At 49.7% G+C, this 13,443-nt stretch carries 9 protein-coding genes; 1 reads left to right on the forward strand and 8 read right to left on the reverse strand.

The window, feature by feature from the left end:
* Window positions 1-19: 19 nt before the first annotated feature.
* The 8 genes from Q369_RS0106340 to Q369_RS0106375 all read right to left on the reverse strand — a co-directional run bounded on the left by Q369_RS0106340 (window position 20) and on the right by Q369_RS0106375 (window position 11,260).
* On the reverse strand, window positions 20-1,885 hold the full coding sequence (locus Q369_RS0106340; protein ID WP_031526966.1) for a heparinase II/III domain-containing protein: 1,866 nt from the start codon (window positions 1,883-1,885) through the stop codon (window positions 20-22).
* Window positions 1,882-3,174, reverse strand: a complete 1,293-nt coding sequence (locus Q369_RS0106345; RefSeq protein WP_229206758.1) for an alginate lyase family protein — start codon at window positions 3,172-3,174, stop codon at window positions 1,882-1,884. The genes Q369_RS0106340 and Q369_RS0106345 overlap by 4 nt, the downstream gene beginning before the upstream one ends.
* 90 nt (window positions 3,175-3,264) lie before the next feature.
* Window positions 3,265-4,248: a DUF4466 family protein gene (locus Q369_RS0106350; RefSeq protein ID WP_031526968.1), complete on the reverse strand. Its 984-nt coding sequence runs from the start codon at window positions 4,246-4,248 to the stop codon at window positions 3,265-3,267.
* Window positions 4,249-4,266: 18 nt separating this feature from the next.
* The gene (locus Q369_RS0106355; protein ID WP_031526969.1) at window positions 4,267-4,674 is read right to left on the reverse strand and encodes an SGBP N-terminal domain-containing protein; all 408 of its coding nucleotides are present in this window, start codon (window positions 4,672-4,674) and stop codon (window positions 4,267-4,269) included.
* 42 nt (window positions 4,675-4,716) lie between these two features.
* Window positions 4,717-6,555, reverse strand: a complete 1,839-nt coding sequence (locus tag Q369_RS0106360; RefSeq protein WP_031526970.1) for a RagB/SusD family nutrient uptake outer membrane protein — start codon at window positions 6,553-6,555, stop codon at window positions 4,717-4,719.
* An 11-nt stretch (window positions 6,556-6,566) separates the two neighbouring features.
* Window positions 6,567-9,710, reverse strand: coding sequence for a SusC/RagA family TonB-linked outer membrane protein (locus Q369_RS0106365; RefSeq protein ID WP_084165661.1), 3,144 nt, complete (start codon window positions 9,708-9,710; stop codon window positions 6,567-6,569).
* A gap of 154 nt (window positions 9,711-9,864) precedes the next feature.
* Complete coding sequence (locus Q369_RS0106370) at window positions 9,865-10,446, reverse strand: TetR/AcrR family transcriptional regulator (RefSeq protein WP_031526972.1); 582 nt, start codon at window positions 10,444-10,446, stop codon at window positions 9,865-9,867.
* Between the two features lie 64 nt (window positions 10,447-10,510).
* On the reverse strand, window positions 10,511-11,260 hold the full coding sequence (locus Q369_RS0106375) for an SDR family NAD(P)-dependent oxidoreductase (RefSeq protein ID WP_031526973.1): 750 nt from the start codon (window positions 11,258-11,260) through the stop codon (window positions 10,511-10,513).
* A 311-nt stretch (window positions 11,261-11,571) separates the two neighbouring features.
* On the opposite strand from Q369_RS0106375, the gene Q369_RS0106380 reads away from it, so the two are divergent.
* Window positions 11,572-13,422: a sulfatase family protein gene (locus Q369_RS0106380; RefSeq protein ID WP_031526974.1), complete on the forward strand. Its 1,851-nt coding sequence runs from the start codon at window positions 11,572-11,574 to the stop codon at window positions 13,420-13,422.
* Window positions 13,423-13,443: the final 21 nt, after the last annotated feature.

Below are 13,443 nucleotides of genomic sequence, written 5' to 3' on the forward strand. Positions count from 1 at the left end.
AGGATGGGCTGGGAGCTTATTACTTCCAGGAAGCAAGCGGCTTCACCTGTGGAAGTTTGTTTGTAGGTGTAAAAAACGCATTGAAGCTGGCGGAGGAATTGGCAGGTAAGCTTACCTCAAAGCCCACAAATTGCGTATCCGGATTGGGCGCGTCGTAATCATGGGTAGGCGTGGTCGGCCAGGTTTTTATTTCAATATCAGCCTTTGTATCAAATACGAGCAGCATTTTCTTTCCATTCTGCGCAAGCTCCACGGTTTTGTCATCGACCACTTTCACGTCAGCAGAAGTCAGCAGGTTCCAGCGCATCCGGGCCGGCTTATCGCCTGTTTTCACTTCATCCCTGATCACAACCGAACGCGCATCCCGGATCGCAACACCGCGTTTTGCAGCAGCAACCTGCCCTTTGTACATATCTGAAAGATCAGTCACAGCCCACATTTCCGACTTACCTTCGGACCACGAATCGATCTTCGCATATCCCGTTGCATTCATTAGCTGGCCGTCGAAAGACAAAGTGTTATGGGCAAAATTGTTGAGCCGGAAAACTTCCCAGCGCTGCGAATTCTGCGTTCTGTTCCACAAATCCACGCCTTTTGTTTCCAGGGAATTGTAATCCTGCATTCCAAAATCAATTGCCCAGCGTTCCCCCTGCGCATCGATCACGAAAGAGCCTACGTCCATGTGCGCGTGGTTTACAGCGGGCGAGCCCGTCTTCAATCCTACAAAAATCGCATTCGGGTCTTCCCAGGAAGTGCGCATTAATGCAACAGGGGAAGGCCCCTGCCCTACCCATTGCTTTTTGGCCGGGGGCTTTACCGCGTCGAGATCTGTCTTGGCGCCCCACACCAGCAAGGCAGGCAGTATCCGGTTGCGAATGTTGTTCCCTGTTTTGTCGGACAGCAGCTTCTTTTGCGTCCAGAGCAGCGACGCGTCTCCCGTTTTTTCAGCATACCAGAACATGGCCGGGCTCAAACCTTCTTTCAGCCCGCTGTCTCCCCAGTTATGCGCCAGCCCGGTAGGTCCGACCAGATTTTGCAGAAAACCGGCTGTTTTGAGAAAGCCCGGCGACTTAGAAAGACCGAAATCCGTGTCCAGCGCCTTTTCAATCGCACTAATAAAAAGCACATTAAAGCTGGTTCCGTAGCCCCAGTAACTAAATCCCTCCGGATAAGCGCCGTCGGGCTGGTACGAGGGTACCATTGCTTTTGGAATAGAGGTAATGGCGCGCGAGATCATCTTCGCCGCAAGTTCCGGTTCGCTCTCCGCAATAGCCAGCGCACCGAAAGAAATCCCTGCATTGCATACCTGGTTCCAGTTGTGCTCTGCATTCAGGAAGGAGCTATATCGTTTTTCAAGGGAAGGTTCAATTCCTTTTTTGATAATCGCGTTCCTGATTTTGCCTCTTGATTCCTCAGAAAGCCCGTCGTAAAGCCAATCGTAACCGATCGCCACCGCCATCGTCATTTCTGCCACATCCAGAAAGTGCGTCGGGTTCCAGTCTTCAAATGCGGCTACCGCCAGCATTTCTTTCTCGGCGCGGCGGAGGTACTTCTCGTCTTTGGTGGTGCGGTAAGCATAGGATAGTTGAAAAACACGCCTCAAACACTCGCGCGATTTATCTAGCAGCCGCTTGCCGATCTTAATGCGCTCCACAGGCTGCGTGTCCAGCAGCTTATCGCATTCTGCCAGGATTTCCTGGTGAACCGCATTCCATTCCGGGTGTTTTTTGACTTGAGATAAGATCTCCTGCTCCTCTCCTTGCAGTAAAAGCAGCCTGGGATGGGCTGTTTTGAGCGATTTGAGTACATCGCTGTTGGACTGGCTTTGCCCGGGCGTACCAAGGACGGTCAGCATTACGGTGAGTAGTACAAGGAATGTTCTCATAACTGAATATTTGTGTTTGTGAGCAGTAAAAGGCTGTTCTCTTCATGATCGTCCTCCGCCAGTCCCGACAGATCGATATCCGGGTACTTGCCGGCAACTGCTCTGGCTGTTCGGGAAAAGGAGCCGAAATGAATGGGTTTGATCTGCTGGTGTGTCCAGGCTTTTTTGTTTTGGGCAAATGGAAGCAGCCACTGGAAAGCTGCTTTAATGCTCTTTCCGTCTGGCGTAACGTAGTTCCAAAGATCAATTCCCACGTGATCTGCCAATGCAGCCAGCTGGAAAAAGCCGTCGAGGTTCATGACAGAGTAGTTCCAGGAAATAGTGCGCGCCAGTTCGTGCGGCTGGGCTCCGCTGCTATCGAGCTGACTGCTGATCCGCTTCATCGTTTGCTGTTCCAGGATCTCCTTCGCCAGCGCAGGCTGACCAGTAAACAGCGCCATTGATACTGTCTGAACATCGTACCAGGTACCGTGGTTGTTATGCTCATCGGCTTCATCGAGGCCGATCGGGCTTGTTCGCATCCAGTTAAGAAAGGCGTGGTACCATTCCTGCATTCCGCGGTATTCGGCAGCTGAAAGGCTTTTAGAGTCTTTCAGGATCTGTACACCGTCGATGAGCACAGCGAGTGCGCGGGTGTCGATGATGCCGATGCCCCTTCCATTGGTGCGGCCGGGTATTGCTTGCCCGAAATTCAGGTTCGGGTTCATCCTCGTTTGTTCATCCAGAAACCAGACCTTTAACAGTTTCGCCGCGTGATCCGAATATTTTGCTTCTCCTGTGAAGTACCAGGCAAGCGAAAGCCGGAAAACGTCACGGCAGAGGTTCCCATGATAATCTGCATCTTTGATACTGAACCGCTCGGGATTCACCTGACCGTCTTTCCGGATGTAGGGCAATCCATCCGGCTTCGTAGAGTCCGGCCACCAGTAGGGGCCGACGCTCATATAATCGCGCTTGTCGCCGCTTGGAGGCACTTTGGTTTTGTCGGTAACCGAGTAAGGTCCCGACTTCAAGGTTTTCTCAGCCTCAGCGACCAGGTTCTGCAATGCGCTTTGAAGCTGTTTGTCTCCCTTTTTTAGTTTGCGTTTGGAAGTTTCCAGAAATTTTTTTTTGACCAGAAACGGCTGCGAATCAACTAAGTAAGAACTCGCGTTTATTCTAGTAGCAAAAACAATTTGCTGCGAATGCGGCGGAGGGGCAGAGCAGATCGGATTTGATTTGGCAAAAGTTGGAAAACACAATGCCAAACTGGTCACCACCTGGGCGGCCAATGCAATTTTCTTCATCATTAAGGGTGTTAGGAATGGAAGTAAATGCACATATCCCGCAGGTTGCAGAGATCACAACCTGCGGGAAAGCAGTGTATTTGTTCAGCAGGATTATTTCATCTGATAGCGCTTGATGCTGATCTTCGCGCTCTTCGTATTGTTGTTGACCGAATTCACATAAACATAGGCGCGGTATTTCCCATCCTGTGTCTCCACCCACACACCCGCCTCCGACCGGAGGTTAATAGCATAGTCCGGAGCCGAGGCGATATCCAGCTTTTGGAAATCAAGATCGTCGATGTACACGCCGAACTGCAATCTTGCCAAATGAAAATCGCGCAGGTTCCACACCTTCTGAACCCTGGAAGTGCGGTTTGCCCCAGCCGGAAGGTTCACGCCGGGCAGGTAAGTTTTGGCAGATGGAGACACCAGTCCGTGTGAAAAGGTAATGTTCGGAATGGAGCGGTACAGGTATACCAGGTCGATCTTGGATGCATTAGCAGCGGCATCCGCAAGACTGTAAACCGCCATATCTTCGATCGAAATATAGGCTTTGGTACTGTCTGTTACGTCAAGGTCCAGAACCATATCCATCTCAGCGATTTTGTAAGGTCCCATTGAATAGTTCACCGACTGTCCATTGCTCGCTTGGGCAGAAAATTTGAAAGAAACTTCCTTTCCGCGCGCTGCTGACGGAATCCGGTAAAAGTACCTTAGCGTAGCAGCAGCTGTATCTTTGTTGAACGTAACGGTCGTTTTGCCGCCGCTGTTCACCGATTTGCTTCCTACCTCTACACCCACGTCCTCCCCGCTTCCATTGGTATAAAAAGAGCGGTTTTCAAGGTAAGTAGATTCGCCGCCGGCAATCGTGGCTTCCACTTCCGCAGAAACCAGCTTGCCCATTGACTTTGGTATCGCCATTGCATAAGCAAACTCAATATCCATCCCGACCAGGTTCGGGCCGATCGTTCTTTTGATCACATCGTTTTGAAGCTCCTGTTTGAGTGTCGGAATCGCGTACTCTTCTTCCTCACAGGATGAAAGGGATACCAACCCGATCAAAACAAGAAAGTAATACAAATAGGTATGTTTCATGATCTTGCTGTTTAAGGGTTAAGGTGTTTGCACGGTCAGGTTGACAGTATAGGTTTTCCTGACTTTACGATTGCCCGACACAACGGTATACTGCTTGGGCTTCGAGAGATCGGAAAAATCTTCTTTTCCGGTGATTTTCGGATCCAGCTTCGCGTCGGTTACCAGGGAGAATTGCGGATACAGGTTTTTAAGATCCGTTCCGTAAAAAACTTTCACATTGATCGTTTGGGCAGTGGTGTCAATTACCGCATTCTCCACCCTCACAGTCTGGAAGTCAGCGCCGAGCAGCTCGAAGTTACTGACATAGCACTGGCTGCGCGTTGTGATCAGCAGCCCGTCTTCATCCACAGGGAAATCTTCTTTGCAGGATACCAGCATGCTGAATGTCAGCATGATTGCGGCGATCCATTTTATATCTTTTTGCATTGGATTAAATATTAATGTTTTAACAAATCGTATCACAACACCTTATAGCCAGGGCGTATTCTGGGTCAGGTTTGGGTTACGGTCGCGCTCGCCCGGCGGGATGCGGAAGATGTAATTCTGCTGATAAGTACGCTCCGGCGTGTTCTGGAAATACCTTTGCTGATTGGCTCCGTGCGTATCAATCCGCCAGAGTCCATCGGTGTAAGGCGCTCCCCACACGCGCTCCTGTGCGCGCCATCTGCGAATATCAAAGCCTCGATGACCTTCGCCCAACAATTCAATAATACGCTCCTGTTCAATGGCGGCGAAGAATGCATCGGCGCTCGCCGTCTTGGCTGCAGTAAGTGCAGGCAGATTGCCACGGTGACGGATTTTGTTGACCAGCGCAATCGCATCGGCGGTCGGACCTTTCACCGCATTGGATGCTTCTGCGTACATCAGGTATACATCTGCCAGGCGCATTACCGGGAAGTTGTAGTCACCATCGCTCCGTCCCTGTCCTGCGTAGTTGCGCAGGAACTTGCGGAAAACATAGCCGGAATTCTGTCCATCTGTATTGTAAGTAGTGTATTTTACACCGTTAATGGTAATAGGCTGGTTCCAGGTTTTATAGATAAAAGGAACCCATCCCGTTGATTTCAACGAGATCATACCCACACTCACCTCATAGTCCCACATGATGGAAGCTTTCATACGATAGTCACGGTTCTTGTAACTTTGCGGGTTCACTGCGGAGTTCGGCGCAGTACGCGCACCTGGGTCGATTGGGTTCATGGGCACTAGCTTAGGTGCAAAATCACCTGTTAAAGTAGACTGATAACGGTCAGCTATCTCATAACGAGGAGCTACAAAACACTGCGATCCTTCATGTGAGCGGCCTGCAAAATCTCGCATTAGCTCTTCTCCCTGTGCAGTTCCCGTTCCTCCGTGCGTAAAGCCCATGATGATCTCGGGGTCGTTGTTGGCTACGGGCGTGAACAGGTAATAGTAGTTAGGCAGCTTGTCGGCTTTACCGAGGGAATCAATGTCTCCCGGCTCTCCGTTGCGGAAAAGTACCAGGCCGTAATCGTTGATTACGGAGTTAAAATCAGCTGCTGCTCCAGCGTAAGCAGCCGGTGCCAGGCTCGCATCTGCTTTGAAAGTTTCAAGCTCCGGCCAGCCGAAACGGTTCCAGCATGCCCAGTACAATTGCAGCTTTCCGCGGAATGCAAGTGCCGCAGGTTTCCCGGCGCGGCCTGCTCCCGCTGCTTTTGCAGGAAGCTTTTCGTAAGCATAGGTAAAATCAGCCATAATGGAGTCCTTCACCTGCGCAATCGGCGTGCGCGTTAAAGTGGAAACATCTGCATTTGACTCTGCTATTTTGGTAAAATACGGTACATCACCCCACATCGAAATCAACCGGAAATAAACCATCCCACGGAGCAGCTTAGCCTCTCCTACGATTGCTTCAAGCTTTGCGATCGACTCCGGCTTAGCGGTCTTCAACATATTTTCGACGTTGGTGATCACATAATTCGTGCGGTTGACACCTCCGTACAAGTACCGGTACATTTTGTCAAAATTGTCGCCGTAGCCGCTTGGGTTGTAATCGCCATCGTGGTATGCATCGCCGAGACGCAGGTTATCTCTGGTCGCGCTTGTACCCCGGGTACGTACATATTCACCGTGTCCGTCCAGGTAATAATCCCTGTCAAATAAAGGGCGCACGGAAGCGTAGGCTCCATTGAGCGCGAACGTAGCGTCGTCTTCGGTCTTCCAGAACTGACCAGCCGCCAGCTCCGTGGTAGGCTCCTGTTCGAGCAGGTCCTGAACACAGGAACCCGTTCCGAAGATGAGTCCCGTGAGAGTTATTGCTGATAATATATGTTTGAAACTTTTCATTAGAATGGCTTTTAAATTCCTATGTTGATACCAACTGAATAGGATTTGTTCAAAGGATATGCATCGCTTCTGTTTCCTGCTTTTTCAGGATCAAGCCCGCGGAATTTCGTCAGCGTTGCCAGGTTCTCGGTAGAAGCGAAAATGCGGAAATTGTTGATTCCAAGTTTCTTGGTAAGCGTGATCGGCAGGTTGTAGCCCAGCTGGATATTCTTTACCCGCAGGTAAGAAAGGTTGTCAAGCCAGAAAGTGGTTTCCTCCCGGTTTGCATTTCCATTCAGTCTCGGCCAGGCACCGTCGCGGTTCTCCACAGACCAGGGGTTATCCCAGTGAGCCTGTGTCGATGCGTACCGCTGCGCTCCAAAATTGACGTTATTGTAGATATTGATCCAGTAATCTTTTCGACCCGCGGCTCCTTGCAGCAGGAATGTAAGGTCAATTCCACGCCATGACACGTTACCGTTTAATGCGAAGTTGGTTGTCGGTCGGTCACGCTGCACTTTCGGGTAAGCTACTCTGTCATCGTCCGAGATCCTTCCGTCTCCATTGATATCCTTCCGGAGAATATCTCCCGGCGAAGCGTTTTGCGGCGTCGCATTGTACACATCCTGCCAGGTCTGCGCAATACCCTGATCCTGGTAGGTGTACAGATACCCGTAAGGAAGACCCAGGAATACAGCGTTGCCGGAATTGGTCGACGTTCTTGAAAGAAATTCATTCCACTTTTCCAGCTTCGTTCTGTTGTAAGATGCGTTTAATGCAAGGGTATAATTCACGGCACCTTTCCGGTCGCGCCATGTCAGATTACCTTCTATTCCACGGTTACGCAGGTTTCCGATGTTCCTTCGTGGTGCATCGTATGCGCCGGTAAGCAGGATCGACATTTCAGACGGGCGGTTCATGCCGGTTGTGAGGCGATCGTAGTAATCGATCTCAGCAGTAAGGCGGTTGTTCAGGAAGCCAAGGTCCAGACCAAGGTTAAACACTTTGGTAGTTTCCCAGGACAAGTCTTTATTTACCAACTTCTTGTTAACAAAACCCTTCACTATCTGTCCATTCACCATATAATTGCTTGCTCCTAGTGTCGACTGCTGCTCAAAACGGCCTACGCCGCTGTTATTTCCCAAACTTCCGTAAGAAGCACGGATCTTTCCGTTTGTAAGTATACTGCTCGTATAGCGGTTGATGAAAGCTTCCTCAGTAAACCGCCAGCCCAATGCAGCTGATGGGAAAAACCCGAATTGACTGCCTGGAAGGAACCTGGAAGAACCGTCTGAACGGAAGTTTACTTCAAGCAGGTATTTGTCGAATGCAGCATAGTTAACCCGGCCAATGTAGGATCGTAAACCCTCCGTTGCCGAGTTACCGGCAGTGGCCTGAATATCAGTCAAAGCAGCGTCTACTTCATGCAAAGACGGGTGCAACCTGTCATTTCGCGAGGTGGCCTGGTAACGCTCGTACCAGTATTCTTCACTGTACACGAACATGGCGCCGATCTCGTGATTTTTGGCGATGGTCGTGTTATAGTTCAAACGGCCGTTGAGAAGGGTTTTATAACCTGTATCAGTGAAATTACCAACTCCCGCATTCGGTCCTACATACACGCGGCTCCCGAACGAATTCGTCTGAAAGTTGTACGATTGATTAGGCATTGGTGCATTCCAGCGGAACTGGTTGAAATAGTTTAGCGCGTAATCAATGCGGGCAGTAAGTCCCTTAACCGGCGTCCAGTCGATGTACATATTCGCATTGGCTTCCTGACGGTTCTGCCTGTTGAGCTGGTTTACGTAGAGCGTGTAGGGGTTATATGCCTGGGGATCTTCATTATACGCCATTACACCACCAAAGTAGCCAGTCACCGGATCGTAAGGCAGGATACCCGGGATTGCGTACTGCATGTCAAAACCCGCTGTATTGGCAGCATCATCGTCCGTAAATCCATCTTCCAGCGCGTAGGTCATATTGGACCAGTTACCCGTGAATTTTACCCCGGTATTGATGTTCTTCCGGATCTTGTAATCGTAGTTGAACCGCGCATTGTAGCGTTTGAAATCATTGTTGATCTGCAAACCCTTCTCGTTCATCAGACCCACTGAGATGAAGAAGTTGGACTTGTCGCCGCCACCTGATGCCGACAGGTTGTAGTTCTGTACAGAGCCAGTCCGCATGATCACATCCCACCAGTCGGTGTTCGGATAAGCCACCGGATCGATCATACCCAGCGCCATCCATTGGTCAATGGTACCGTTTCGGAAGTTGAAGTTCTGGCGTAAAGTATTCACTGCCGCTGCACGCTGGTGGATAGTCAGGGTACGCGGATAGTCAGCCAGGAAATCATAAGCTCGTGTGGGTGTTTGAAAACCGTAGTTGCCTGAGAAGTTGATCGTCGCTTTTTCCTGTCCCTTACCCGACTTCGTCGTGATCAGGATAACCCCGTTTGCAGCACGGGAACCGTAAACGGACGAAGAAGTAGCGTCTTTCAGTATAGATACCGACTCGATATCGTTCATGTTGAGCCGGTTAATATCCACATCTGGCATACCGTCCACAACTACCAGCGGACTCGCATTGTTAACGGTACCCAAGCCGCGGATCACCAGCGAAGCGTTGTTCCGGCCTGCCATACCTGAATTCTGGTTTACTGCAAGCCCAGGTACCAATCCCTGTAAACCGGACGAAACGTTGCTGAGCGAGCGGTTGGTAATCTTATCGTCGATTTGAATCGCCGAAACCGCCCCGGTTACATTCACTTTTTTCTGTGTTCCGTAACCTACCACCACTACTTCATCGAGCGATTTGTCTTCGGGCGCCAGCTGAATGCTGATCGCCGTGCGGTTGTCGATGGTTGCCTCCTGGGAAATGTAGCCGATGAAGCTGAATGTCAACACCGACGATGGTCCGGCTACTGTAATCGTATAATCTCCGTCGGGGTTGGTGGTGGTACCATTGGCAGTACCTTTTTCAATTACATTCACGCCCGGCAATCCTGCGCCTTTTTCGTCTGTCACCTTACCGGTAATCGTGACAGCTGCCTTCACTTCGTGCCTGACTCTGGTCAGGGTGCCGCTTCTTGCCTCGATCTGAAAGCCCGGGTGCAGCCAGATTCCTGACAGTACCGCAAGACTTCCCCACCGAATGCACGTAGAGGATTTTTTCATAAGGTTTTTTGGTTTAGAGAAACATCATGTACCCCCTAGTGACGTGAATCCCCAAAAATCACCCTTACTATCCTTCTAGTTTTTATAAAAATAGTTTTACCTGGAACGGCGTAGAAAAATATTTTCCTGCAACAGCCTGTGATCGAAGATGTCACTAATCCAGTACTGACAATGTGATTTTGATAATATCCTCAAAGAATGACCTGTCAGTAACGGATTTGGCCGAAACACGTATTCCTTTTACATTATTGAAAATGAAGCGGGCGAGCGCCCTGGCGTCTTGTGTATTTGCTATTTCGCCGCTTTCCTGGCCTTTCCTTATGGCGCGAAAAAAAGCGTCTTCAATCCATTCTTCGTTCCTGCGCACGATCTGCTTTACCTCTTCGTCGTGCGACGCGATCTCGACTTCGGCATTTACCATAAAGCAACCTTTGTGCTGCTCATCGTTGAGGAGGTCTACGGTAACCAGTTCGAGTAATCGCCGGATTGCTTGCCGGGCAGATGTGGATTCGTTGATGATCTCGCACATTTTGCCTCCGGAAGTATTCTGATAATGTTCCAATGCCTTGACGTAGAGGGTATGTTTGTCTGCATAAGTATCATACAGGCTCGAACGGCTGATTCCAAGGTGATCCACCAATTCCTGCATTGACGTACCATTGTACCCCTTATGCCAGAAAAGGCACACTGCCTTTTCCAAAACCTCCTCCTCGTTGAAATCCTTCGTTCTTGCCATTGCAGAAAAGCTTTACCCGTTACTGAGCAAAGCTATTCAATTTTGTACTAAAAATTAATCCTGATTACCGGATACCGCCACTTGCGAGGATCGTTTCGCCGGTAAGCCAGCGTGAATCATCGGACGCCAGGAACACGGCAACCGGTGCGATATCCTCTGGCTGACCAATGCGGCCAAGCGGAGTAGTTTGCTCCATCGCTTTCTGCATTTCGCTACCGATAAACCCGGCGGTATGTGTACCCTCTGTCTCTACCATTCCCGGGTTGATCGCATTCACACGTATTTTTCTAGGGCCCAGTTCTTTCGATAAAACCTGCGTAATCGAGTCTACGGCACCTTTGCTAGCTGTGTAAATTGAACTTCCCGCAGGTGTGATCCTGCTTGCAGTTGAGCCGATGTTGATGATACTTCCGCCGTTTTCACCAAAACTTTTCACCGCACCTTTAGTTACCAAAAGCAGTCCGAGCACGTTGGTTCCAAACTGCCGGTTGAACTCTTCCGCGGTAACATCCTCGATCGCGCCGAACTGGTACACACCCGCATTATTCACAAGAATATCCACGCCGCCAAAAGTCTGCTTTGCTTCGGTAAAAAGGCGGGTTACGTCTTCTTCATTGGCCACGTTGCCCTGCACTGCAATTGCCCGGCCCCCGTCCTCAACGATCTCTGCTACCACTTTTTCAGCACCTTCTCTGGCAGATGCATAATTGACCACCACAGCTGCGCCGGCTGCGGCAAGACTTTTGGCTATACCTGCGCCGATCCCCTTGGATGCGCCTGTTACTACTGCTACTTTGTTAGCTAACTTTTCCATTTGTAATGATGTTACTTAAACCTTTTCGGAATGATTGTTCCGATATAAAAACACCTAATCGGAACAATCGTTCCGATTAGCGATATTTTTTACCAGGAGGTATTTGAGCGCAATGCAATGCAGCTACCGACCCAACGCGGCTGTTCACTTGCATTTGTTTGTTAAAGATTATTATATTGTCTACCAACTTTGTAGGATAATTGCGACTAACTAAAACGAAACGGTTAATAAAGCTCACGCAGTCCGGGTAAACGTGGCGAATGCCCGGAGCTGCAAAAAATCTGATCACATCATCTTAAAGGCCCATTTGAATGAAAGCTTCTTTTCAAAAGTTGATATTCTTTCTTGTCTCCATACTGACTTTCACGATTGTAGAAGCGAAGCAGCAGGATCATTCTGCCCTGGACAGACCTAACATTCTATGGATAGTGAGTGAAGATAACAGCCCGTTTTTGGGCGCTTATGGTGATCAATATGCCACAACGCCGAACCTCGACCGATTTGCGATGCGGGGAGTATTGTATAAAAATGCATTTGCAACTGCCCCGGTTTGCGCGCCTTCCCGCTCTACGCTGATTACAGGCATGCACCCGCCTTCGATGGGCACGGAGCACATGCGGAGCACTTACCCGGTCCCGGAGTTTGTCAGATTTTTCCCTCGATATCTGCGTGAGGCGGGCTATTACACGACCAATAATGCAAAAAAAGACTACAACACAATTGATCAGACGGAAGCCTGGGACGAATCGAGCGGCAAGGCTACTTACAAGAACCGCAAGCCGGGGCAGCCGTTTTTCGCCGTTTTCAACCTGAATGTTTCGCACGAAAGCAGCATTCACACACCTGAGCCTACCGAAAAGCTGAAACACGATCCGGAAAAAGCACCATTACCGCCTTACCATCCTAAAACGGCGGAAATGAAGCACGACTGGGCGCAGTATTATGATAAGGTAGAGGAAATGGACCGCCAATTTGGTGCGCTTTTGAAAGAGCTCGACGAGCAGGGACTGACGGAGAATACCATCGTTTTTTATTACGCGGACAATGGCGGCATCCTCGGCCGAAGCAAGCGGTTTGTGTATGAATCGGGGCTTCGTGTGCCGTTGATCATTCACGTTCCGGAAAAATTTGCCGCATTGGCGCCTGGGAAAGCCGGCACGCAAACTGACCGGATCGTCACATTCCTCGACTTTGCACCCAGCATTTTGAGCATTGCTGGCATTAACATACCTGCCCACATGCAGGGAAAAGCTTTTTTAGGAAAACAACAAGTAAAGGAACGCGATTATGCTTACGGATTCCGGGGCAGAATGGACGAGCGCACTGATCTTTCCCGAACGGTTCGTGACAAGAGATTCAGATACATCCGCAACTATCTTCCACATAAAATCTATGCGCAGCATCTGGAATATTTGTGGAAAGCACCCTCGATGCCTTCGTGGGAGGCGGAGTTCAAGGCAGGGCGGCTCAATGAGGACCAATCCAGATTTTGGCAGGAAAAACCGGCTGAGGAGCTTTTTGACATCGAAAATGACCCACACAACATTCACAACCTGGCTGCTGATCCAAGGTATAAAGCGACGCTTGCCAAACTGCGCGTGGTGAACCACAACTGGCTGATCGACTCAAAAGATGTCGGCTTCATTCCAGAGGCGCTTTTGAGTAAAATCTCCGGAACCACGTCGCTCTTTGAGTATGCCAAAAGTGGTAAATATGATGTGAAAAGAGTTATTGAGACTGCAGAAATTGCCTCTTCTCGTGACAAATCAAAATTGAGTGAAATCACAAAAAGGCTGGGAGACAAAGATCCGGTGGTTCGCTACTGGGCTGTGATCGGTACAATAGTCTTGAAAAATGACGCTGCTTCTGCTAAAAGCCAGCTGCTTACGTTGCTGAACGACCCTGAAATAACGGTCCGCATTGCCGCAGCGGAATCGCTGCTTGCATTGGGTGAAACGGAAAAGCCGGTGCAAACACTGAGTGAAGCGCTCAAAGACAGCAGTCAAATGGCACGGGTCCAGGCATTAAATGTGCTGGAAACGATCGGCTCCAAAGCACAGCCCGCGGTAGCCAATGTGAAATCGCTTTTGAAAGAAAATCCGAAGGATTCCGATTATGATGTGCGCGCGGCAAAACAGATTTTGGAACAGCTTAATAAATAGCCATTTACTCAAAAAATTAAG

The sequence above is a fragment of the Dyadobacter crusticola DSM 16708 genome (assembly GCF_000701505.1).
Classification (GTDB): domain Bacteria; phylum Bacteroidota; class Bacteroidia; order Cytophagales; family Spirosomataceae; genus Dyadobacter; species Dyadobacter crusticola.

What these genes read in the sequence shown, in the direction of transcription:
- Q369_RS0106340 (WP_031526966.1), bottom strand. Translation starts at nt 1,885, where the DNA reads ATGAGAACATTCCTTGTACTACTCACCGTAATGCTGACCGTCCTTGGT.
- Q369_RS0106345 (WP_229206758.1), bottom strand. Translation starts at nt 3,174, where the DNA reads ATGATGAAGAAAATTGCATTGGCCGCCCAGGTGGTGACCAGTTTGGCA.
- Q369_RS0106350 (WP_031526968.1), bottom strand. Translation starts at nt 4,248, where the DNA reads ATGAAACATACCTATTTGTATTACTTTCTTGTTTTGATCGGGTTGGTA.
- Q369_RS0106355 (WP_031526969.1), bottom strand. Translation starts at nt 4,674, where the DNA reads ATGCAAAAAGATATAAAATGGATCGCCGCAATCATGCTGACATTCAGC.
- Q369_RS0106360 (WP_031526970.1), bottom strand. Translation starts at nt 6,555, where the DNA reads ATGAAAAGTTTCAAACATATATTATCAGCAATAACTCTCACGGGACTC.
- Q369_RS0106365 (WP_084165661.1), bottom strand. Translation starts at nt 9,710, where the DNA reads ATGAAAAAATCCTCTACGTGCATTCGGTGGGGAAGTCTTGCGGTACTG.
- Q369_RS0106370 (WP_031526972.1), bottom strand. Translation starts at nt 10,446, where the DNA reads ATGGCAAGAACGAAGGATTTCAACGAGGAGGAGGTTTTGGAAAAGGCA.
- Q369_RS0106375 (WP_031526973.1), bottom strand. Translation starts at nt 11,260, where the DNA reads ATGGAAAAGTTAGCTAACAAAGTAGCAGTAGTAACAGGCGCATCCAAG.
- Q369_RS0106380 (WP_031526974.1), top strand. Translation starts at nt 11,572, where the DNA reads ATGAAAGCTTCTTTTCAAAAGTTGATATTCTTTCTTGTCTCCATACTG.